Consider the following 21,948-nt stretch of genomic DNA (forward strand, 5'->3'; position numbering starts at 1 on the left):
AGTTTTTGGCCGGCGATGTCCTGGGTTACGATCATCGTGGGAAGCGTGGGCGACATCGATCGACGATCTTTCGTGAGATCAACGCAACATGTCCGTTGACAGGATCATTCCCGATCTCAACGGACACTATTGTATAACGGCGCATGACATGGCTTTGAACGGCAGGCAAAACTTCGGAAGTTCGCATGCTTCTCGCAGGTCCGGCAATCGTGATCGACCGGATCACATACGGTCGCTCGCAGCATGGCTCAGAGACGTATTTCGCGTTTGTAACGACGCGGGATGCGGCGCCGATGGCGCGGCTCGCCGGACTGCGACCGAGCCGGCTCGGGACCTTCAGCCATCTTCCGCTGCGTCAAACTCAGCTAACTAGCGGCCGCTCTTTCAACATAGCGCAAGATTCTGGTTACCGTCGCTCGGCTGACGCCAGCCTCTCTTGCTATATCATCGGTCGATCTGCCGTCAGCTTTCAGACGCAGCACGTTTTCGGATTTGCGTCTCGTCGTGGCGGCAGATGGATGGCTCAAAGGAATCATGCCTGGGGAAACCACGTGTTTTCCGGCCGACGTTTCGAAAAGCTCACCATCAACAGGCATAGGGATATCCTCCTTCAAATCGCTATCGACAGGAAGAATGGCGCCAGCCTCGGACCGAGTAAATTCCGATATAAGCAGTATGCGAGCTAAGCCAACTTAACGATGCCACAGCCACAATGGGCAGGACCAATGCGTCAATGGTCAGACAGGTTGCCGGAAAATGGCTTCCATCCTGTGCTGTTCTCATACCAGCCCATCTCGCAGAGCCGAAAATATCGATGCTCTTGAGAGGTGATAAGCGGCTTTGCGACTATCCGCTTCAGTTCCGATAGCTCGAAAAGGCTAAATCGGACGAAAAGGCGGACATCGTTGGCTTTTTCGCGGCTTGCGTTTGGTTACCGTCAGATGCATGCATAACATTCTGAAAGTCACTCAGACGCAATACGTTTGCGGCCCAAATCAAATCAATGGCTTGCAAGAGCCGGTTGGAAAATAGCTGGGAGCGTCGATGTTTGCCGTGATACACAAGCATGAGGGTGCTGAGGGAAGTCGGTTATGCGGTATCTCCGATCCGGGCCACGGCGGCGTCAGCCGGAGGAAACGGACGTTGCGCGGGGGAAAACACTTGGTCTGCGGTCGGGAGAAATCGCCGACAGAAATATTCGCGTCATCCTGGAGGCGATCCGCCGTCATGGCCCATTGACCCGCATGGAGCTCGGCCGGCACTCCGGGCTGACTGGTCCGGGGATCACCAATATTCTGCGCCGCCTCGGCGACGAAGGATTGGTGACGTCGCATCGCCGCAACGGTGCGGGCAGCGGCGCGACCGCGACCGAATTTGCCCTGCGGCCGGAGGGAGCCTTCTCGATCGGCGTCCGGGTCCGTCAAAACCGGGGCGAAGCCGTCCTCGTCGATCTTAGCGGCCAGGTTCACGACCGCGTTTATTTCACATTCGTTCGAACAACGAGAGTAGAATCCGTCCTTTCAACCATCGAAGCCATGATCGGCCGTCATACCGGCCTGCCGATCATCGGCGTCGGGATCGGCTCGAATGACTGGACGGCAGAAGAAGCAGGCAAGCTTGATGCGGCGTCGAAACTTCCGCGCAGTTACGTCGAGAACGAATGCACGGCAAGCCTGCTCGCCGAGCGGACGATCGGCACGCCTGCCCCCGAAGGCGGCCTGGCAATGATCATTGTGGATGAGGATGTCCAGGCCGGTTTCCTCGTTCGCGGCATTCCCTATTCGGGTGTTCACGGGCGCGCTGGCAATATCGGCGACATGCGCACCGGCCCCGACAATGTTCCGTTGAGTACCGTTGTCGGCTTCGGCGTCCTGCGTGCGCTCGTCGGCGATGACGAATTCGCCCGCCTTTTGCAGGGTCAGGAACCGCCTTCTCCGCTGCTGGCGCAATGGATCCGCGAGGCGGCAAGCCACCTGCTCGACCCGATCATCGCGATTGCCGGTTTCATCGCGCCGAGCGTCATCATGATCGGCGGCGACCTGCCAAGAAGTGCCATCGAGGCGCTGATCCATCAACTTTCCGTCGAGCGGCGCGACACGTCGAAGCGACCCTTCCTGACGCCATGGATTTCGCCGATGAAGCCCGCAAGCTTCAGTGGCGGCGGCGTGGCGCTGGGGGCAGCATTCCTGCCGTTCCTCAACACCCTGCTGCCGCCGGTCTCGGCCTGACCAGACATGCCGGGAAAACAAAAAGGCTCTACGCGATCGCCTCGTCCGCATGGCTGATGTCCGAGGCGATCGCCTTATCCAGAACCTTCTGGATATTCGCGGCACGGCGAAACGAAGGTTCCTGCGTCTTGCCCATCCTGACGGCCTGAACGAACCGCTGATAGTTCGTCTCCACCTCGTCGAAGGGAACGTCGCGCCATGTCGCGGTATGGACGTCGTCACCAAGGCAGGCGCGCAATGTCGACTTTCCGGTATCGTAGATCATCTCGATCGAACCTGTCTCGCCATAGACCCTGAGACGAAGCTGATCCATCTGGCCGGCGGCGGTGCGCGTCGCCTGGATGGTGCCGATCGCTCCGGTCGTGAAATCGACGTTCATGGTAAAGCTGTCATTCGCGTCGAGATCATAGTCGCCGATCTTGTGACCCGGCGCCTTGTTGAAGGTCTTCAGCCGCGCGAAGACATGGGCAACGTCGAGGCCGGAGCCATAGGAGGCGAAATCGACGATATGGATGCCGATGTCGCCGAGCGCGCCGTTCGAGCCATGTTTCTTGCTCAGACGCCATAGCCATTTGCTTTCGGTCTTCCAGTCTCCCCAATGCCGTCCCACAAGCCAGCTCTGCAGATGTGAGGCTTCCACATGCCTCACCTCACCTATCTCGCCGGCAAGCACCATCTGCCGGCCCTTCTGCAGGGCGGGCGAGTTGCGATAGGTGAAGTTCACCATGCCGACCTTACCCGCTCTCTCGATCGCCTCCGTCATTTCCATCGCCTTGATCGCGTCGGTCGCGAGCGGCTTTTCACAGAAGACGTGCTTTCCGGCCGCAATCGCTTGAAGCGTCGTCGCGTGGTGGACACTGTCGGGCGTCACGTTGGCGACGGCATCGAACTCGCCCCAGGCAAGGGCTTCCTCAAGCGAACTGAAATGATTAGGGATGGCATGTTCCGTACAAAAGACGGCGAGCCGCTCGGGAATGACGTCAACCCCGCCGACGACGCTGACGCCCTCTATTTCCTTGAAACTTGCAGCATGCTTATTGGCCATTCCGCCCGTACCGAGAATGAGTAAGCGCATCTGATCCTCTATAAGATGTCGGGTGGGCCGGTCCTCGCCAGCCAAGGCAAACCCTCCCACCATCGCGGATGTCCGCAATGGCTCGATTATTTCGTAATCGGGAAATACGGCTGCACGCCGCTAGCTGCTGTTGAATGTCGCCGGCATCTTGATCCTCCGAAGCTGCGGCTTGACATCAAATCAAAGTAACTTAATCTATTTAATGCAGCATGGAAATGAGGAGAGGTCAACCGGCCACCAGGCTGTATCCGTTCAAAATGGGGAGGAGACCCATCATGAAGAGAGCGTTCGTCAGCGCGCTAGCGCTGAGCACGATGTTGTTTTCAGTGCCTGCCGCATTTGCCCAGGAAATCGCGACAAAGGATCGGATCGGTCTTGCCGATGCGCCGAAAACCCTCATGGTCCGGCTGACGAATGACAGTCCCAACAATGCCGATCCGGCGATCGCCAAGGGCTACCAGACGCTCTTCATCGACTTCATCAAGAAGTATCCCGACTGGAAGCTGCAGATGCAGTTCATGTCGACGGATATCGGTACCGAACAGGCAAAGATGCTCGAGCAGGCAAAGGCGGGCAACGCTCCGGACTGCGCTGCCGTCGACTCCTTCGTTCTCTCTCAATTCATGGTCAACCACGTGCTGGCCGATTTCACCCCCTATTTCTCGAAGGACGAGGTTGCCGACCTCTTTCCCTTCATCCGCAACGGCATTACCGACAAGGACCAGACGATCCGTGCCTGGTGGTGGGATACGGATCTTCGCGTGCTCTATCGCAACAAGTCGATCGTCCCGGATGCGCCGCAGACCTGGGACGATCTGAAGAAGGCCGGCATCGCTTCCGTCAAGGAGGGCATGGAAGGCATCCTCTTCAACGCCGGCCGCTACGAGGGCTCCACCTTCGACTGGCTCGCGAATTATTGGGCGCTCGGCGGCAAGCTCGTCGACGATAGCGGCAAGCCGGTCTTCGGCGAAGGCGAAAACAAACAGAAGTTCCTCAAGGCCCTGGCCTATTACAAGGATCTCGTCGATTCCGGCGCCGCCCCCAAGCGCGTGACCACGATTGCCAACTATGACGACCTGAACGCGGCTGCGGCCGCGGGAACAACGGCACTCTTCATCGGTGGCAACTGGCAGCTTGCCCAATTGAAGGCCACGCTGGATGAGGACGAATTCGCCAACTGGACCTTCTCGCCGATCCCCGGCCCGACAGTCGATCAGCGCTCCACCGGCACCGGCGGCTGGACGATCGCCTCGTTCAGCAAGGACAAGGACAAGATCGAGATGTGCGCCAATCTCGCGCGCGATGTCTATATGGGACCGGCCAACGCGCTGCAGCAGCAATTGCCGACGCGCAAGTCTCTCTTTGACAAGTATCAGGTCTTTGCGACCGACGCCAACAAGACCTTCGCCCAAGCGCTCGCCAACGGCCAAGCCCGCCCGGGCGCTCCGATCTATCCGGAAATTTCCAACCAGATCCAGATCATGATGGGCGACGTCCTGTCGGGCACCAAGCCGCCCGAACAAGCTCTCGACGCCGCCTTCAAGGCGACGATGGAGGCTTACAAGCGTCTCTAACGATTGTGATCGCGGTGGCGCCTGCAAAGGGCGCCACCGGTGGCGTCAAACCCGGACAGAGAAGCCTATGACCCCTATCGCCATCGAGGCTGCCGACCGGCCGCACAGCAGATCGTTCATGCGTCGTTTCGCCGGGGCACCCCTGCCCTGGATCATGCCTGTAATCATCGTCATCGGCGTCTTCTATCTCTATCCCATGATCGACGTGTTCCGCCTGTCGTTTACCAACGCCACGCTCATCGGCAACAATCAGGACTATACGCTCGGCTCGATCGCCAACATGCTGAGTTCGCCGCAGCTTCCCGATATTCTATGGGCAACTCTCGTCTTCGTCGGTGGCAGCGTCATCGGTCAGCAGATTCTTGGCCTTGCGGTTGCCGTCGTCGTTGTCCGCGGAGAAAAGCGGGGCCTGTTCGGCACGACGATCTTGCGAACCACGGCGCTTGTTGCCTGGGTGGTTCCAGGGATTGCCGGCGGCATCATCTGGCAGATGCTGTTTTCGGAAGCCCCCTATGGCGCGCTGAACAGCATCTTGCGGCTCATGCATCTGCCCGTGGTCGCCTGGCTTTCCGATCCGTCGATCGCCCCGTGGTCGGCCCTGATTTCGAACATCTGGCGCGGAACGGCCTTCTCGATGGTCGTCATGTACGCCGCTCTCAAGGCGATCGACCCCTCGCTCTACGAGGCCGCGGAAGTCGACGGCGCGACGAGTTCGCAGCAGTTCTTCTTCATCACCATCCCGCAGCTGCGCGCGGCCATCCTCGTCAACATGATCCTTATCACGATCATGACTTTGAATACGTTCGACGCGATCATCACGCTGACGGGCGGCGGGCCGGGGCGCGCCACCGAAGTCATATCGCTCTATGTCTTCAACATCGTCTTCCGCAATTATGATTTGTCCGGCGGCAGCGTGCTTTCCGTGCTGATGCTGATCATAAGCCTCGGACTGGCGCTTGTTTATGCGTCGTTCCTGCCGAAGGAGGAAGAGAGATGAGCAGGCGTACCGGCACACGTTTCGGCGATTTCCTCAGCTACCTCTTCATGCTGGCGATGTTCGTCTTCTTTGCTGGCCCCCTCACCTACCTCCTGTCGCTGGCGCTGCGTGACCGGCGGGAGATCTACCGTGGCGTGGCACGCTATATCCCGCATAATCCGACCATCGACAACTTCGTCACCGTTCTCAACAACAGCTATTTCCCGCTCTATCTCTGGAACGGCCTGAAGCTTGCAACGCTCAGCGGCTTCGGGGTTCTGATCGTCGCACTGCCGGCCGCCTATGCCTTCTCGCGCTTCCAGTTCAGGGGCAAGGGTCTGTCCATGATGGGCCTTCTGCTGTTCCAGATGATTTCGCCGCTGGTCATCATGGTGCCGCTCTACCGCTACATGAACCGCCTCGGCCTGCTCGACACGCATTTCGCCGTGACGATGGTCTATATTGCGCTCGGCGTGCCGCTTGCGACATGGCTCCTGAAGAGCACGGTCGACGGCATTCCGCGCAGTCTCGACGAGGCGGCGATGATCGATGGATGCAACCGCTTTTCGGTCTTCTGGCGCATCGTCCTGCCACTATCGGCGCCGGGGATAGCCTCCGTCTTCATCATCACCGTGATTGCCGGCTGGTCGCAGTTCCTCGTGCCGTTTCTGCTCCTAACGCAAAACAATTTGATGCCGATCGGCGTCGGAATCTTTAACTTCCGTGGGATGCAAACCGACTCGTCCATCCAACTGCTGGCAGCCGCCTGCCTCATCTCCGTCGTCCCCGCGATCGTGGCGTTCCTGTCTCTCCAGCGATTGATCCTTGGTTCCATGACCAGTGGCTCGGTGAAGGGTTAAGGTGGTTGCATGCCCGTGGCTGATAGAGGATCCCGACCATGAACCAGACGACCGGCGTCAAACTCTCTCCCGATCTGTCGGGCGCCAATGTCGAGGATGCGGGCGAGTATAACAGGGCCGTCGTTCTGCGCTGCATTCATCGGCAGGCGCCGATCTCGCGCGCCGAAATCGCAAGGCAGACTGGATTTACCAAGCCGGCGATCGCCCGGATCGTCGATCGCCTGCTCGATGAGGGCCTGATCATCGAGGCTCGCCGGCGCCACGGCCTCAGAGGGCAACCGGCGATCGAGCTTGAGATCAACCCGGATGCATTCTTCGCCATCGGCATCAATATCGATCGCGATCATCTGACAATCCTTGCCGTCGATGCGGTCGGCAACGTACGCGCCCGTGTCCATCACGAGAAACGCTACATCTTGCCGGCCGAGTTCATGCAGCTGACGGCAGATGCGATATCGCACTTCCAGCGCAGCCGCCTGATCGACGATGCGCATCTGGCCGGCATCGGGCTTGCCATGCCGGACTGGCTTGGCGAGATTGCCTTCCTGGGCAAGCCCGACGACTATGGCGAGTGGATGGAATTCGACGTTAGGGCAGCACTGGAAAACCTTACGCCGCATCCGGTCTTCATCGAAAACGAAACCAATGCGGCGGCGCTTGCCGAACTCGATTATGGGCTCGGTGCCGAAAGCCGCAGTTTCTTCTACATTTCGGTCAATGCCTGCCCCGGCGGCGGCCTCGTGCTCGACGGCAACGGTCATCGCGGCGCCATGGGCCTCAGCGGCGAAATCGGCTGGCTTCCGATCGCGGACCCCAGGGATAAGAAGGCGCAGAAGGTCGAACTCCTCGGTGAAATATTCTCGCTCTTCTTCCTATACAAGTTTCTGGGAGAGCACGGCATCGAGGCAAGCGTGCCCCAGGATCTCCTTACGCTGGACACGCGCGGCAGGAAGCTGGTGTCCCAATGGCTGAAGACCATGAGCGCGCATCTCGCCGTCGCGGTCAAGCACATCGGCATGATCGTCGACCCCGACTCCATCATCCTTGGCGGCCGCTTGCCCATCCGCATAGTCGATGAGCTGCTGCGTTACGTCCACGAGCATCTCGATGCCGGGGACACCACGCTTCCCACGCTCCATCGCGCTTCGCTCGGCGAGGACGCCTGCGCGATCGGTGCAGCGGCGATGCCCATGGCGGCAGCCCTCATGCTCGCCTCGGCCGATCAGGTTCAACGCACGCGTTCACCACTCAAATTCATGGATCGCCTGAACAATTGATACGGCCGCCCAAGGCCACAGGGAGGACTTGATGAGGATCGGCTTTTATACCTCGACATTCAACGACAGGCCCTTCGAGGAAGTCGTGGATTTCGCTGCTTCCGCCGGCTTCGACGCGATCGAGATCGATGTCCGCGGCCACATCAAGACCCCGGATAAGGTGCAGGCCGCAGTCGCGCTTGCGCGCAGCCATAATCTCTTCGTTTCCTCCATTGCCTATTTCGGCAATCAGCTCGATGCCGATCGCGACAAGCGTGGCGAACTCAGGACCCGCACCGAGGAGTTTGCCCAGGCGATCGGCGAGGCCGGCGTGCCGATCTTCGTGATCTTTCCCGGCCGCGACGACAGTGCGGACGACGAAGCCAATTACGATGATTTCGCCGACTTCGCCAACCAGCTGATTGCGAAGACGACGTCGAGCGGGCTCGTCATTGCGATCGAGAATTGGCCAGGTCCCAAGGACAATTTCATCGGAACCACGCCGAAGGGCTGGCAGGAGCTCTTCAAGCGGATTCCGGACCGGCGTTTCGGTCTCGAATTCGATCCCTCTCACCTCATCCGCATCGGCGTCGATCCCTATGCCGCGATGGACGCGGTCAGGGATCGCATCGCCATCCTTCATGCCAAGGATACGATGATCGATGCCGCCGCGCAGCAGGCCGTCGGCTACCACGGCAAGGGCTGGTGGCAGTACAAGCTGCCGGGCCATGGCCTTCTCGATTGGTCCCGCTTCCTGCGCCAGGCCCGCGCCAACGACTTCGACGGCACTCTCTCGATCGAGCACGAGGATGCTGCCTATGGCTGGCCGGGCAAGGATCTCGCTCGGCGGAAGGAAGGCGAGCGCCTCGGCCTTGCCTATCTCAAAAACATCTTGGACACGCTTTGAACAGCAGCCGGGAGGACGGAAATGGCCCATGTGAGAGTGAACAATGCGCGCAAGGACTATGGTGCGTTCAAAGCCATAAAGGGCGTGTCGGTCGATATCCGCGACGGCGAGTTCGTCGTGCTCGTCGGCCCCTCGGGCTGCGGTAAATCCACCCTGCTCAGAATGATCGCCGGCCTGGAGGACATTACCTCAGGCGATATCCAGATCGGTAAGCATATCGTCAACGATCTCGCGCCGAAGGACCGCGACATCGCGATGGTATTCCAGAACTATGCCCTTTACCCCCATATGACGGTTGCCAAGAACATGGGCTTCTCTTTGCGGCTGAAGCGGATGCCGAAGACGGATATCGACCAGCGTGTCGGCAATGCCGCGAAAATCCTCGGACTTGAAAATCTTCTCGAGCGATATCCGAAACAGCTGTCCGGCGGGCAGAGGCAGCGCGTTGCGATGGGCCGGGCGATCGTTCGCGATCCGGCCGTTTTCCTTTTTGACGAACCTCTGTCCAATCTCGATGCCAAACTTCGCGTCCAGATGCGATCCGAGATCAAGGAGATGCACCAGCGGCTGCAAACCACCACCATCTATGTCACCCATGATCAGATCGAAGCGATGACGATGGCCGACAAGATCGTCGTCATGAAGGATGGTCTGATCGAGCAATCCGGATCGCCGCTCGAACTCTATGACCGGCCGAACAACCTCTTCGTCGCGGGCTTCATCGGCTCTCCCTCCATGAATTTCATCAGAGGCAGCATGACGAGCGAAGGCTTCCGCACGACAGACGGGCTTCTCCTGCCGAGCGAACGGCGCCCATCCGGCGCCGTCACCTATGGCCTTCGCCCGGAAGATATCAGGCTCGACCCCGATGGCATCGAGGTGGAAACCGTTGTCGTCGAACCGACAGGATCCGAAACCATGGTCATTGCGCGTATGGGCACGCAAACGGTCACTTGCGTTTTCCGTGAACGGATCAGGGCTGCGCCGGGCGACGTGCTGCGGATTGCGCCCGTTCACGGCGCCGTCCATCTGTTCGACGAAGATGGACAGCGCATCATTACCAAAGAGACCAATTAGACGGATTGACGGAAAATCGCCTATGCAATCATCCGTTATTGGCTTCCATCGCCCGGTACGCCGCGCTGAAACCGCCAAGGGATATGGGAAGTTCGGCCGTATTTCCCTGCATCATCCGAATTGAAACCTTCCCCGACTTTTCCTTCAGCAACGCATCGAGCATTCCAGGTGGACACAGCCCCTCCACGAGGCATCCCTGGTTGGTGCAGCGCGACACTTTCGCCATCGTCGAATATTTGGCGCCAAATCCGATCTTGACACCGGCCTGGATGGAGAAGCCGAGCGGAAGCGCCATCTGCATGCCGACCTTGTTTTCGGCGGAGCGCGCCATGCTGATCACCATGAATACCTGTTTTTGATCCGGCGACGTCAGACGGTACATGATTTGGCAGGGAGGTTTAAGTGCTTTGTCCGTGCTGCATTGCAGCGTCCATGCGTCAAACTTCTGTTCCGTGACCTGCGGATCGGCGGGCGAAGCTGCCGCTGAGCCTGCCAACGGCGCCGGGCTAACGGGTGCCGGATTGTTCTTGTCGGTTTCGAGCGCTTTGGAGGGATCGGATTGCGGTGCCGCCGCATTGTCGCCGCCGAATGCCGAGGGCGCGACGGCCTGCAAAAGCAAAAAAGCGATACAGCCTATAGCCGACTGCCAAGATTGACGCATGCGCTCCTCCCGTATTTCAGTTTGCAATCCTACAGTAAATTAATAATAATGTCGAATAATCACGAGAAGATTGCATTTCAATAGTGTATAATTATTCTATAGATTCAATTTTCCTGCGGAAATGTGGGTGTTTGAATTTTTTATTGCAGTATACCTCCAAAGGATTAATTCAGATGACGCAAATGATCATTGCAAACCACGCTCTGGTCGTGTTGCTGGCACTGAGTGAAAGCGCTGTATTTGGCGAAAGCTACCTGCAGCAGGCACCTCCTGTGGAAACGAACCCTGCTTTCGTCGAGCAGTTGCCGGAGACATCATTGGTGCCGGCACCGCGGCCGCCAGCCGACAACCGGAAGCTCTCGCATAGGCCAAGGCAGCCGCCGCGGGCGCGACCGCCAGCCCTCTTGGCAAACAGCATCTTTCCGAGCGTGGGCAGCGGCGTTACGGAGCGATCCGCGCCGGGGCCTGCAGACAATCGTCTGCCGACGGTAGGGTCGGGCACGGTCGGACATTGACGGTATTGCGATGGCAGACGGGAGAGGCCGATAGCTCGATCCCGGCCACAGCCATGATCCAGGAGCAGCATCGAAATGGTAAACTCCAATAAAGTCATTAGGGCCACAGCCATCACGCTGATTGCAGGCGCGCTTGGTCCGGCGAATGTCTTTGCCGCGGACCAGCCCATTATTCGGCGTCCCGGATTTTCGGAGACCCGTATTCCGCAGGTCAATGGACGTGTTCCCATCCGGAAGAGCGGCAATCTCGAAAAAGGAACGGCCGCCAAGACTGCCATCAAGCCAGGCCAAAGCGGAAACGCGCAGGGCGGAACCGCCACCTGCGGACCCGATAACGCGCAATCCGAATTCTGCCGGAAAAAATGATGCCGCGGCGGCAATCACGAATTCGTCGGCTTGCCCTTGATCACGGGAGGGCTTGATGTCGCTTCGACGGCCGGTTGTGCGGCGGTGGCCACGGGAACATCGATGACCGGCGCAATCGGTCGGCCATTCGTATCGAGCTTGTACGTCATCGCTCTTTGATGTTGATCCAGGTAGCGCATGAATGCAGCACCGGCCGCGGCATCCTCGAATTCCCAAAGGCCATTTTTCACGCCTTCAAAGATCAGCGCATAGACTGCGAGCTGTATCCCTTCCTGAACGCCGAGGGTCGTCGGTGCATTGCGCGTAACGCCGCCTTCGATCTGGAGCAACTGATCGACGCCGACGAAACGGAACGCCGAACCCTGCAGCTGAACGGAATAGATGGTCTTGGTCGTGCTCACGGATGCAAGCACGCGGCCGGTGCTGACGCTCACCGCCCGCAGCGATACGGTCACGATATCCTTGCGGTATTGCGTGTTTCCGCCGATCCCAAGGTAGTTGGCGCCCACACCGCCGGTCGTTTCGTTGGAATCATAGCCTATGATGCCGCCGTCGAGCAGGACACCAGCAAAGCGAAGCGGCGGTATGCCGCCGGCCTTCGCGCCATAGACGGCTGCCCGCGTATTCTGGATGATCTGTCTCTCCTGCAGAAGCGACTGCAGGTCTGTGCGCTCGACGACGCTGAACCAGTTGCCGTTTCCGGCCCTGGTCAGGACGTCGGTCAGCAGTTGCGCGCCACCTTGCGTCAACGCGCGGGAATATTCGGCAAAATTCTCATTGGGCTTGTTTTGCCCCGTCAGATCGGGAAACGAGTAAACGGCCACATCGAGCTTTTGCCTGGGCCGCGGCAGGCTTTCCAGCGCCACGCCCGACTTGGTCGAAGGCATCAGGGTTGCTGGCGTACTCATCGGATCAAGACTGCTGCCGGCAGCAGCGCATCCGCCCAACCCTAATCCGCACAAAATGGCTGCAACGGGAAAACCGATACGTGACATCGCCGCTCGAATAAATCGCCCCCAACAAATGAAATCGTTACGCAATCAATGTGGCTCAGGGGTTGGCCGGCACCTGGCCGTTTCCAATCACGATGATCGGAGACGTTCCGGTCGAGCCCGTACCCTGATTTATGTTCCCGAGATTGCCCAGCGCATTGTTGAGACCAGAGAGATCCGGCGTCTGCTGCTGACCGGACTTGACGCCATCGCCTTGTGTCTGCGCCGTCGACAGCAGGAATGACCCATTCAAGGGATTACCGCCAAACGTCGGGTTGGTCGGCTGGTAGACCAATTGTCCCGCCAAAGCTGGCACCGCCATGACGGCAGCCAAACCGATTGCAGCCATAGTCACACGCATCATCATCGCCATTTCCCTCCCTGTTTCCGGACGCCGCTGCGTCGCTCAACGCTTGATAAGCAAACCGCCGCCCGGCAACCGCGCGATCAGGACATTGACCGGCGCGGAACCGGCAGGCTGAAGAACGCTTACGCTCAGACCCGCTCCATTCAGCAATACGACATTTGACTTGAGGTTATTTCCGGCCTGAAGCACATTTATATTGCCGTAGTTTCCGATAATTCCCGCAGTTGAAGTATTATTGGCCCCTGACTGAAGATGATACACGCTGTTGCGCATGCCAATTTCCAGCGTTTGCGCCAGATTGTTACCGTGCGTCGCGACAGGAGCTTCGGGCAGGCCTGCGACGCCGGCCGAAGCATAATGCGGCGAGTGGTGATATTGCTGTGGCGGCTGCTGGGGCATCACGCCGCTGAACGGTACGCTCGTCGTCACATTGGCCGGGATCTGGGCCACATATGCGGTTTCGGCCCGGCATTCCGCCGCCGTCAGGGCAATCAACGCGACAACGGCGCCGAGCGCGAGCCTCGAACCATTCAGGTATTTCATTCTGGTAATCCGCATCGTGATGTACCTCGATCGGTTTCGATCAATAGCCTTGCAGTCAGTTCTGTCTGGTCCGCCGCATGGACCATCGTCGCGGCAAGAAGGCCGTCCGAACCGGGCTGCAAATCAAAACTGCCCTGCTGAATGCTCTGGCTCGTGCCCGCGGCGCTATGCTTGACGAGAACCAGCCTGTATCTTCCGGACACCGCCGCTTCGGACCTCGCGATCGCCTGCACGACCAGAAACTGTTCCTGCCTGTCCGTCTTTATCAAGCACTCAACAGCGGTCTGCGATGCGGCCGGAACGGCACATGAGAACAACAGGATCGATAGAAAGAAAGGCTTCAGCAGCAAGGTGAACGCTGATCGCCCGCAATCGATTCCGGCGCGCGGAACTGGCTCAGTCGACATGTAGGAGGAGGCGGACATTTGCTCTCGCCTCCTCCGTGGGCTCACTCAGTGCTGGACCGTAACGGCCATGTTTCGATAGCCGAATTGCGCCGTGACGGATGTGTTCGTCAGTGCACTCGCGCTGGTCTGAGAGGTAACGGCATAGTTACCCGTACCGATCTGAATGGTTCCCTGGAGGTTGGAGCCTCCGTAGGGGAACACGGTCTGAACGCCGGTCTGAGATGCGATCGCCGTATTGCGATAGCCGGCCTGCACGATCAGCGAATCGTTGGAGCCCAGCGGGTTGGCGATCTGGGAGGTCAAGGCGGCGTTGCCGACGCCGAACTGCGCCGTCGCCGACTTGTTCACGCCGAAGAAGGAGGACTGACCGGTGACGGCGAAGTTACGCCCGCCGGCCTGGAACGTGTCCTGCGAATTATTGCCGCCCGCCTGATCGGCAAAGGATATGTTCCCCCAACCAAACTGCGTTGTCGAAGAGGAATTGCCGTTGCTTCCGATAACGCCCCACTGGGAGGTTGCGGCAAAGTTTCCCGTGCCGACCTGCAACGTCGTCTGATCGTTGTTGCCACCGTCCTGGCCCACGATCGCCCCGTTGCCCCAACCGAATTGCATGATATCGGACGTGTTGGAGCCGGGCTTGCCATCGGTCTGGGTCGTCGAGGCGAAATTCAGGCCGCCGACCTGCAGCGTATCCTGGGAGTTGTCCCCCTTGGACTGATCCGCGAAGGCGGAATTGCCGAAGCCGAACTGGCTGATCGTCGAGTTGTTCTGCGCCCCGTCGCGCTGCAGCGTCGAAGCGAAATTCAGGGTGCCAACCTGGAGGGTGCTCTGGTCGTTGGTTTTGCCCTTCTGGTCGGCAATCGCGAAGTTGCCGGAACCAAACTGCAGGATAGCGGAGGTATTGGACTTGGCCATATCCTGTTTGGTGACCGCGAAATTGCCAAAGCCGTTTTGCAATGTCAGCGCTTGGTTATTGCCGCTATTCTGGCTGACGAAAGCGCCGTTGAAGGCACCCACCTGACCAATAAACGATTCATTTTCCGCCGGTGTCGGTGGGCTATGCGGGCCACCGGGGCCGGCAAGAGTCAAAGACGTACTTGCCAGCAAAATAGAGAGAGCTGCAATCGTCCTCATATGATCCTCCCTGTTGTCCAAGACGGGGCCGGCGGTCATTCGCCGCCCTCGAGCTTGTTAATAAGCCGGCAACGGAGAGCTGAACAAGAGAACCGTTCGTATTAGGACGACAACATCGGATAGCATCAAATATAAATGCCATACCTCAAAATGGGTAACGGATAAAACATGTATCGACATGACGTATCGGCTATACTCTTCTTTGACTATAAGGAACTACGCCATCGGAAAGGCAAATAAATACAATCCAAATGTGCGGCAATTCATGATACCCTCAAGGAGACCCGGCGAACGGCTTGCCACATTATAATGGATTAGTTGACAGGTATGACTACGTTTGACAGTCTCGTAGCATCCGAAGCAATCGTTAAAGTTGAGATTCAGCTTAGTGGAGGGCAGCTGCCCAAGCGGCTGCTCTTCGCGACGCCGGGCTTTGCGGAATGGTTGAGCGAGCGCGTCGCCAGGAACGAACCATCGTCGCTTGGCGCCGTCCTCACCCCGATCGAACAGCTTGATTTTCTCTTTTATACATTCGTCTCCGGGAAGCCGCTTATTCATTGCAGACAATTCCGGGCAATCCGGAACGAACGAAATGCCGTTTGGGAGTTGAAGACCGTCGATCTGCGCATATTCGGCTGGTTTGCCATGCGCGATTGCTTTGTAGCGGTTTTCGGGGACTGGGCCGACCATGTGAAGGATCATGATCTTTACCGTGGCTACCGGCTGGAAGTGCGCCGACTGCGCCGCGAGCTTGGTGTGGGTGATGCGTTGTGCGTTGAGGGAGTAAACCCGGAAGATGTCATTTCGGTTTGAGATAGGCGCGCGTGCGCGCGCGGCCAGCCGCTTCATCGCAAACGTTCGCAGCGATCTCATTGCCGCCGCCGTCGAAAGGCGATCCCAAACTGGTTTTACACAGCAGCAGCTCGCGCAGCTGGTGGGCGTAAGCCGGCAGGAGTTGAACCGCTATTTTTGCGGGCAGAGAGAGCTCCCGCTTCGCTCGATCGCGGATCTGGCCTGGGCGCTCGACAAGGAGATTCATGTCGAACTGCGCGATCCGGCGGGTTCGACGAAAAGCGGTGGCCTTGCTCAATCCGAGGCACGTACCGAGATCCAGGACGAGATCCGCGCCGAGGCGCGGGCAGCCGTTCATTTCATTAGCTTCAGAGAGGTCGTCTCATGGAGCTCTTCGCGCGCGATGCGCACCATCATTGCCCGCGCCACCGCTGATAGGGACGAGTAAAACGCATGCGTTACGGATATTGCATCTTCTGCGATGACATTCGCACCGAAGTCGGCGAAAAGCTGAGCTTCATTGGGGTCTATAGCGGCGTGCTGATGCTGCCGGAATTTCCCATTTCACTGGCCAAGTTTTGCGTGCATGTGAACTTGGTCACCTTGGCGGCGCAACCTTACCGGTCGATCGTGCTGCGCTGCGTCGCCCCGGGGGAACAACAGCCGCTTCTCGAGGAACGCCTGGAGTCGGCCCAGCTCGACGAGCAGAGCAACCTGACGGATGGGTTCGAAACAGACGATATTCCCATGCATGTCGTCGTCGGCGCCAGCCTTGTCTTTTCACCATTGAGACTTCGCCGCCCCGGGCTGCTGACCGTGAGCGCGATCATCGACGACAAACCGGCGGAAATCGCCTCCCTGCGCATAGCCCAGCGCTGAGCAAGTTCTCAAATTCCCTCGTCAATCGACACGGGGATCATCCGCTGCTGTCCGTTCTCCAATCTTGTTGCGCTGCGTGCTTTGGGAGGATATTCACGCCCCTTCGCACCAATCGCCTGGTCGGGGCCAAATAAAGCAATTCCAAGAAAAGTGCATAGCGGTTTTCTGTCCGGAATTGCGTGAAAACAATAGGATGACTGTTTCCGCAATTCTAAGAAAAGCAGGCAGGGTCCAGAAGGCGGCCATGTTGCTCGGCAGGCTGGCCGGATCGCTCGGATCTCGACAGGATCGTTCAAGCTTGGCGGATGTCTGGGGTTTCGCTATATAGTCTTTCAGCGCCGGGATGGGCGCCGTCACCTTCGGCAATTGGCTGCAATTGGCCAGCGCATTTGCCGGCCGATATTTCTGTTTCCTGCCCTGCCCCGGTGCCGGGGCAGGTAGCTGCAAAATACATCAAGCGGGGTCATCATAGTGTTCCCGCGGATGGGCGACCGACACGGCGGATGCGCTAGCGGACGAGTTCCCGGATCTTATAGGCGACTTCGGTTCGGTTCGTCGCATTCAGCTTCTTCATGATATTGCGGATATGAACTTTGACGGTGCTCTCGCAAAGATCCATCTCGTAGGCGATGATTTTATTCGCCTTTCCTCGCCGCAGCGCCTCCGCGACCACGACTTCACGCGGCGTGAAGAGGCTGTCGAGGCAGTCATTGCGGCTGGCTACGGGGGCAATCGCCTCTTTGGCGGCAAGCAGACTGCTTGCCGGCACGAAGACGCCACCTGCGCGAGCAAGAGCAACGGCTTCCGCAGCAACCCGGATCCCGACACTGGTCGGGATATAGCCACGAGCCCCACATTCCAGCGCATGCAGGAGCTGCGCGAGCTCGTCGCCATCTGCGCCGACGATGACAGGGCTTGGCTGGAATCTCTCCACCAAGGCGCAGATCTTTGCGCTGATATCCGTGTCGGAGACTTTGCGGCCGCCGATCATGAAAAGAACTGCTGATGGCAGGACCTGCATATTGCGCATTTGCCATTCGTCGAGCGAACCCACCGTGACAATATGCATGGCGTCGTCGTACTCGCTTAGGCTCTTCGACAGGCATTCGCGATCCAGGGCACGGGAATCGACGAGAAGAATGTAATCTTCCCATTCGTCGACGCCCGGCGTGCCGGACGCGATGAACGGCCGCAAGGTGTCGGACGTCCGAACCGAAATAAGGCGCGCGCCTGCATCGGAGGTGAATTTTTCACTTGTGAGCATTTGTCCATTCATGGCCGGCATCCCCAACTCTTAAAGTGGCCTCTGTATTTCTTGTAACTAGCTCAGTATTGACTTCCCACGGACAGCAAGAACTTTGTCTAAATTGAAACGTTTCTTTCTTTCTCATATCGTCCCCCTTGTTTTAGGTTTTTCTTACTGCAGTAATTGCTTATTTTGTTTTTATGCGCATTAACATATGTTAATAATGAATTTAAATATTGACTAAAAGAATTCTTTTCGGACTTTGGTCTGAATCTGATTCGCCCTATTCTTCAAATCATGGCTGTGTCGAAATAAGATTCGTCAAAATCGACAAGATCCATGAGGCGCGGGCGGTCAAGAAAAGCAACGACACCGTTGCGGAACGACAGAAGACCGGCTTCGCGCATGTCCCTGAGCACACGATTGATATGAACCGTCGACAAGCCGACAGCATCTCCGATGTCCGTCTGCGTCAATGGACAATCGAAGCATTCCGAACTGGGGTTGTCTTGCGACGTCCCGATCCGCGTTCCGAGCTCGAGCAGCAGGTAGCCGGTCCTCTCCAGCGCGTCACGCCGCCCTATGTTGGCAAGGCTTTCCGACATGCGCGCCTGGCGCCGCACCAATTCGGCAATGGCAATTCGATAGAACAAGGCCGGCGTATCGATTTTGGGGATGGAGGCGAAATCCGGGAAGGCCATCACGGATACATCGGTGATGGCTTGCACGGTCTCGCGTGAAAGTGCCGTCAGCGATGTCGAGATCATATCGCCGCGCAGAACGAATTCAGTCACGAAACGTGTGCCGTTCGGCAGCATCTTGCTGGACGCCGCCCATCCGTTCAGAAGAAAGAGAAGACGCGGCGCATTGCTCTCGTAATCGCAGATCACGCTGCCAGCGGGAAAGGTCCGCGCTATGCCACCCATGCCCTGGATATGCTCGATCGAAATCTGCGCCGTCATGCTATGGTCCCCTCGGTCAACAAGCATATCCTGAATGCTCAGATGGCCATCGCAAAATATAAATTTCTCTATCTCCAAGTATTGGATATCATAAAAATCCGCTGATGTCTTTAATGCAAATCAATATTTGTCATTCTGCCAACGTAAGCCGTCGACGCCTGCAGACTAATGCAACTTTAATGTATCAGTAATAGTACTGAACTCACCTGCGCGTTACATATATTCCAATCGCGCAGTATTTTCCGAATTCGCCAGCTATATTCCCGATATGGCGCATTCGTCGCTTCCCACCAGATGACGGCGCATATTCGAGATTCCCGCTTGAGCTTCCGCAATTGTGACACGGTGCCGGAGCGCCTCTATTCCTTCCTTTTCAGCCGCTTTCAGCAGCAGGGCGACGTGAATGGCCGGCGAGCGTGAATCTTTTATGAAAAAGGTCTCGCGCCCGACAGAATTGAAGAAACCTTCGACCTTACTGTCCCACCCCAGGCCGACATGCGGCACCTTGAGCGCATAGGCCGCGATACAGGCATGCAGCCTATGGGCCAGGATCACATCCATCGACTGGATCGTCTGTATGAGATCAGCCGGAACCCGCGGGCGACTGGCAATATCGAGCGCGCCGGCTTCAACGACCCGAAGTTTTCTGACCGAATTTCGGATGCGCTCCGCAAACAACTGGTCTTCCCTCGCGCCATTGCAGAACAGGACGACACGCTGGCCGTCTTCCAGGAGTACTCCGATCAGATCCCTATAGGCACCGATGCTGCAGAATGGGAGGGAGGAGGCATGATCCCCGCTGTGCCTATGCAGGATGACGGGATCGGTCACACACAGACCAACGGTCAGCTGGCGCTTGGTGGATGAAGCGGGTTTTTCCACGGTCGCCATTGCTTGGACCAATAATCCCGGATCCCGTACGATTTTCGCACTCGGACCTTCGGGAAAGTGTTCCTGCCAATTGTCCTGGGCAAAGCCGTCCCGCACTGAGAGATGAACAAGCCTCGTCCGCCTCAAGCGCGCAAAGAGGTCATAGGCAGGCTCCGACCACTGCTTGCTGACCCCGACGGCATAAACCGCCAGAGGGCGATCGTAACGAGAGACGCAATCGAGCACCTCGCCGATTTTCAACGGAAAATTGAGGTCATCGTCCTGAAACAAATTGCCGCCGCCGATAATGACGGCATCCGCATGGGCGATCTTTTCGTCCCATAGGCCGCGGAGCCTGTTCAGCCTGCGCTCCAGCACCAGGCGGACAAGCCGCCGCCGGGCAAAAAAAGGCAGCCTGCGAAGCAACCCGAGCGCCAAGCGCCTGCGGCCGCCATTGGTTGCGGCATAGGCCCGGCGCCCAGCGAGATCGATCGTCTCCACCTCGATCCCGTCTCCGCTTTTCATCAAGGCGGCTTCGACGCATTCCGCCAGCAGCCCATCACCGAGATTCTCGCTGTATTTGACGTTGAAGACGACGATCTTCATCTCAAATCTCCAGCAGTGCTCAGGTGTGGGCTATATTCAGCCTTGACCTCGCGCACGCCGGCGGCGAACGCTGAAACGGTGCCCGCGAGAATGTAAAACATTAATCCGAGATCGTAGACCGTGCCTGAGATAACAGCGGAAACAAGGACGGTGATGAAGCCGGCCTTGGCCGCGCGCACGACCGCGACGGCCTCGCGTGATGACGCATACCCCGGTCGCGTATCGGCGATCAGCACTCGGCCGACAAAAAGCGCAAAGAGTACTGTGCCAAAGATGCCGATATTGGACAACAGGACGAGGCCGAAGCTCGATGCGCGGGCACTTCCGAGACCCGCACCAAACCCGATCGTATCCACGAACGCCTCATAGGCCATGCTATTCCACATGAAGCGCTCGCGCCCTGACTGGCTGCCGGCCTTCGAAAACAGCATTTCATCGAGAAAATCCTGCAGATTGTTCGCAAGATCCGGCATGACGATCAGAACGAAGAAGATGACGAGCGGCATGCTGGCGAGAATGGATACGATCAGCACAGGCCGGCCGGCGCCCGGGTCGCGACGGGAGGCCAGGAATGACTGCAGGCTGAGGATCGGCAGGATGATGGCGAGCCCGACCAGGGCGGTCGCCGATGTCGACAGGATCAGGGCCACCAGAAGCAACCCTGCGACAATACCGGTTACACCGGAACGGATACCGCCGAGCCACAGGCTTGTGACGACCGCAAAGAGGACGAGCGTGAAATCGGCAAATGCCGAGGCTTCGGGAAAGGTCCCGGAAATACGTTTTAGCCCACCTTTCTCGGCGTTGGTCAAAAGCGCGTAATTGGCCGTTCGCACGAAGCCGAGCAGGAAATCCGTGTGCGTGAAATACGTGATGATATCGGCAAGCGCGAAACCGAGGTTGACGCCTGCCACAATCAAAATACCGTTGATGAAAATTTTCGGAATGCCATTGCCACGAAAGAAGGCAAAGGTGGCAATGAAACAGACGAGCCCGCCGGCGGCATAGACCGATTGGGTAATATTGTTTGACGAAAAACGCAGCGGCACCAGCGCGATAAGGCTGCGCGCGCCGACCGAGCGCTCCACCGTCATTGTCTGCACCAGCCCCTGGAACAGTCGCGGGAAGAAGATCGCGGTGAAGATGCCAAATGCCGTCAGGAGCAGAAGGAAGAAGCCTGGACGCCAGGGGGCAAGGGCGGCGAGGAAAGGTGACTCCCCATAGGCTGTGAACAATCGAACCGCGAAGAATAGCAGAAAGAAGCTTGGCACCAGCACGGATGCTCCGCCAAGACCAGGCACGCTGAAGGCCGCGGCAGCGCCAAAAACCGTCGACAGGATCATGATGATGAATGACAATCGAACAGGTACGATCAGTGTCACAATACCGACAACTAATGTTAGAAGTCCCATGACGTTCATAGACGGCAACCTAATGTTGTCTAATGTTTTTCCTCTTTATAGCCAAAAGGTAGCATGCGGATATGAAGCTGTATTTCCGCCGAACCTAAGTCTTTTGGTGGACATGCTGGCCGAAATACGTTCTATACCCTGCACGTTGTGCCGTTCATGCTTATGCACATGGATCGCTTCTCAAAAGCATGTCGCTCTCGATGCATCTACAACCGTCGCGGATTCCTTCACGCATCCGTTGCG

General features: G+C 58.0%; 22 protein-coding genes. 8 read left to right on the top strand and 14 right to left on the bottom strand.

Annotated elements, in window-relative coordinates; translation table 11 throughout:
• The first annotated feature begins 1,091 nt into the window (after positions 1–1,091).
• Positions 1,092–2,228 carry an ROK family transcriptional regulator gene (locus FHT84_RS09730; RefSeq protein WP_183761961.1) on the top strand — a complete coding sequence of 379 codons (1,137 nt, stop codon included), beginning with the start codon at positions 1,092–1,094 and terminating at the stop codon, positions 2,226–2,228.
• Positions 2,229–2,256: 28 nt separating this feature from the next.
• Here FHT84_RS09730 and FHT84_RS09735 read toward each other — a convergent pair whose 3' ends face one another.
• Positions 2,257–3,303 carry a Gfo/Idh/MocA family oxidoreductase gene (locus FHT84_RS09735; RefSeq protein ID WP_183761964.1) on the bottom strand — a complete coding sequence of 349 codons (1,047 nt, stop codon included), beginning with the start codon at positions 3,301–3,303 and terminating at the stop codon, positions 2,257–2,259.
• Positions 3,304–3,578: 275 nt separating this feature from the next.
• Between FHT84_RS09735 and FHT84_RS09740 the strand changes: the two genes are divergently transcribed.
• The 6 genes from FHT84_RS09740 to ugpC all read left to right on the top strand — a co-directional run bounded on the left by FHT84_RS09740 (position 3,579) and on the right by ugpC (position 9,953).
• Positions 3,579–4,877 carry an extracellular solute-binding protein gene (locus tag FHT84_RS09740; RefSeq protein ID WP_183761967.1) on the top strand — a complete coding sequence of 433 codons (1,299 nt, stop codon included), beginning with the start codon at positions 3,579–3,581 and terminating at the stop codon, positions 4,875–4,877.
• Between the two features lie 67 nt (positions 4,878–4,944).
• Positions 4,945–5,874, top strand: coding sequence for a sugar ABC transporter permease (locus FHT84_RS09745; protein ID WP_183761970.1), 930 nt, complete (start codon positions 4,945–4,947; stop codon positions 5,872–5,874).
• The gene (locus tag FHT84_RS09750; protein WP_113248919.1) at positions 5,871–6,713 is read left to right on the top strand and encodes a carbohydrate ABC transporter permease; all 843 of its coding nucleotides are present in this window, start codon (positions 5,871–5,873) and stop codon (positions 6,711–6,713) included. Before FHT84_RS09745 ends, FHT84_RS09750 begins: the two co-directional genes overlap by 4 nt.
• 38 nt (positions 6,714–6,751) lie before the next feature.
• Positions 6,752–7,990 (top strand): ROK family transcriptional regulator, encoded by a 1,239-nt coding sequence (locus FHT84_RS09755; protein WP_183761973.1) that lies wholly within the window; start codon positions 6,752–6,754, stop codon positions 7,988–7,990.
• A gap of 31 nt (positions 7,991–8,021) precedes the next feature.
• Complete coding sequence (locus FHT84_RS09760) at positions 8,022–8,876, top strand: sugar phosphate isomerase/epimerase family protein (RefSeq protein WP_183761976.1); 855 nt, start codon at positions 8,022–8,024, stop codon at positions 8,874–8,876.
• Between the two features lie 21 nt (positions 8,877–8,897).
• Positions 8,898–9,953, top strand: a complete 1,056-nt coding sequence (gene ugpC, locus FHT84_RS09765; RefSeq protein WP_113248922.1) for a sn-glycerol-3-phosphate ABC transporter ATP-binding protein UgpC — start codon at positions 8,898–8,900, stop codon at positions 9,951–9,953.
• A gap of 28 nt (positions 9,954–9,981) precedes the next feature.
• Here ugpC and FHT84_RS09770 read toward each other — a convergent pair whose 3' ends face one another.
• The 9 genes from FHT84_RS09770 to FHT84_RS31385 all read right to left on the bottom strand — a co-directional run bounded on the left by FHT84_RS09770 (position 9,982) and on the right by FHT84_RS31385 (position 16,088).
• Positions 9,982–10,614, bottom strand: coding sequence for an invasion associated locus B family protein (locus FHT84_RS09770; RefSeq protein ID WP_113248923.1), 633 nt, complete (start codon positions 10,612–10,614; stop codon positions 9,982–9,984).
• Positions 10,615–10,864: 250 nt separating this feature from the next.
• Positions 10,865–11,200 (bottom strand): hypothetical protein, encoded by a 336-nt coding sequence (locus FHT84_RS09775; RefSeq protein WP_183761979.1) that lies wholly within the window; start codon positions 11,198–11,200, stop codon positions 10,865–10,867.
• A 309-nt stretch (positions 11,201–11,509) separates the two neighbouring features.
• On the bottom strand, positions 11,510–12,403 hold the full coding sequence (locus FHT84_RS09780; protein ID WP_246698514.1) for a CsgG/HfaB family protein: 894 nt from the start codon (positions 12,401–12,403) through the stop codon (positions 11,510–11,512).
• 142 nt (positions 12,404–12,545) lie between these two features.
• The gene (locus tag FHT84_RS09785) at positions 12,546–12,851 is read right to left on the bottom strand and encodes a curli assembly protein CsgF (protein ID WP_246698513.1); all 306 of its coding nucleotides are present in this window, start codon (positions 12,849–12,851) and stop codon (positions 12,546–12,548) included.
• A gap of 42 nt (positions 12,852–12,893) precedes the next feature.
• Positions 12,894–13,397, bottom strand: coding sequence for a hypothetical protein (locus FHT84_RS09790; RefSeq protein ID WP_113248927.1), 504 nt, complete (start codon positions 13,395–13,397; stop codon positions 12,894–12,896).
• Positions 13,394–13,822 (bottom strand): curli-like amyloid fiber formation chaperone CsgH, encoded by a 429-nt coding sequence (gene csgH / locus FHT84_RS09795; protein WP_113248928.1) that lies wholly within the window; start codon positions 13,820–13,822, stop codon positions 13,394–13,396. Before csgH ends, FHT84_RS09790 begins: the two co-directional genes overlap by 4 nt.
• A gap of 27 nt (positions 13,823–13,849) precedes the next feature.
• Complete coding sequence (locus FHT84_RS09800; protein WP_162736923.1) at positions 13,850–14,938, bottom strand: hypothetical protein; 1,089 nt, start codon at positions 14,936–14,938, stop codon at positions 13,850–13,852.
• Positions 14,939–15,154: 216 nt separating this feature from the next.
• On the bottom strand, positions 15,155–15,787 hold the full coding sequence (locus tag FHT84_RS09805; protein ID WP_162736898.1) for a hypothetical protein: 633 nt from the start codon (positions 15,785–15,787) through the stop codon (positions 15,155–15,157).
• Positions 15,738–16,088, bottom strand: a complete 351-nt coding sequence (locus FHT84_RS31385) for a hypothetical protein (protein ID WP_246698512.1) — start codon at positions 16,086–16,088, stop codon at positions 15,738–15,740. Before FHT84_RS31385 ends, FHT84_RS09805 begins: the two co-directional genes overlap by 50 nt.
• 95 nt (positions 16,089–16,183) lie before the next feature.
• Between FHT84_RS31385 and FHT84_RS09815 the strand changes: the two genes are divergently transcribed.
• Positions 16,184–16,609: a hypothetical protein gene (locus tag FHT84_RS09815; RefSeq protein WP_113248932.1), complete on the top strand. Its 426-nt coding sequence runs from the start codon at positions 16,184–16,186 to the stop codon at positions 16,607–16,609.
• Between the two features lie 508 nt (positions 16,610–17,117).
• On the opposite strand, the gene FHT84_RS09820 is transcribed toward FHT84_RS09815, so the two are convergent.
• From FHT84_RS09820 to FHT84_RS09835, 4 genes are all read right to left on the bottom strand, one after another.
• Positions 17,118–17,885: a response regulator transcription factor gene (locus FHT84_RS09820; protein ID WP_113249078.1), complete on the bottom strand. Its 768-nt coding sequence runs from the start codon at positions 17,883–17,885 to the stop codon at positions 17,118–17,120.
• Between the two features lie 260 nt (positions 17,886–18,145).
• Entirely contained in the window at positions 18,146–18,817 is a 672-nt protein-coding gene (locus FHT84_RS09825) for a Crp/Fnr family transcriptional regulator (protein WP_246698511.1), read from the bottom strand.
• A 255-nt stretch (positions 18,818–19,072) separates the two neighbouring features.
• Positions 19,073–20,293 carry a polysaccharide pyruvyl transferase family protein gene (locus FHT84_RS09830; RefSeq protein ID WP_169645399.1) on the bottom strand — a complete coding sequence of 407 codons (1,221 nt, stop codon included), beginning with the start codon at positions 20,291–20,293 and terminating at the stop codon, positions 19,073–19,075.
• A complete protein-coding gene (locus FHT84_RS09835) occupies positions 20,290–21,714 on the bottom strand; it encodes a hypothetical protein (RefSeq protein ID WP_245430535.1) in 1,425 nt (474 codons plus the stop codon). Before FHT84_RS09835 ends, FHT84_RS09830 begins: the two co-directional genes overlap by 4 nt.
• Between the last annotated feature and the right edge of the window lie 234 nt (positions 21,715–21,948).

The sequence above is a fragment of the Rhizobium sp. BK289 genome (assembly GCF_014193575.1).
Classification (GTDB): domain Bacteria; phylum Pseudomonadota; class Alphaproteobacteria; order Rhizobiales; family Rhizobiaceae; genus Rhizobium; species Rhizobium tropici_C.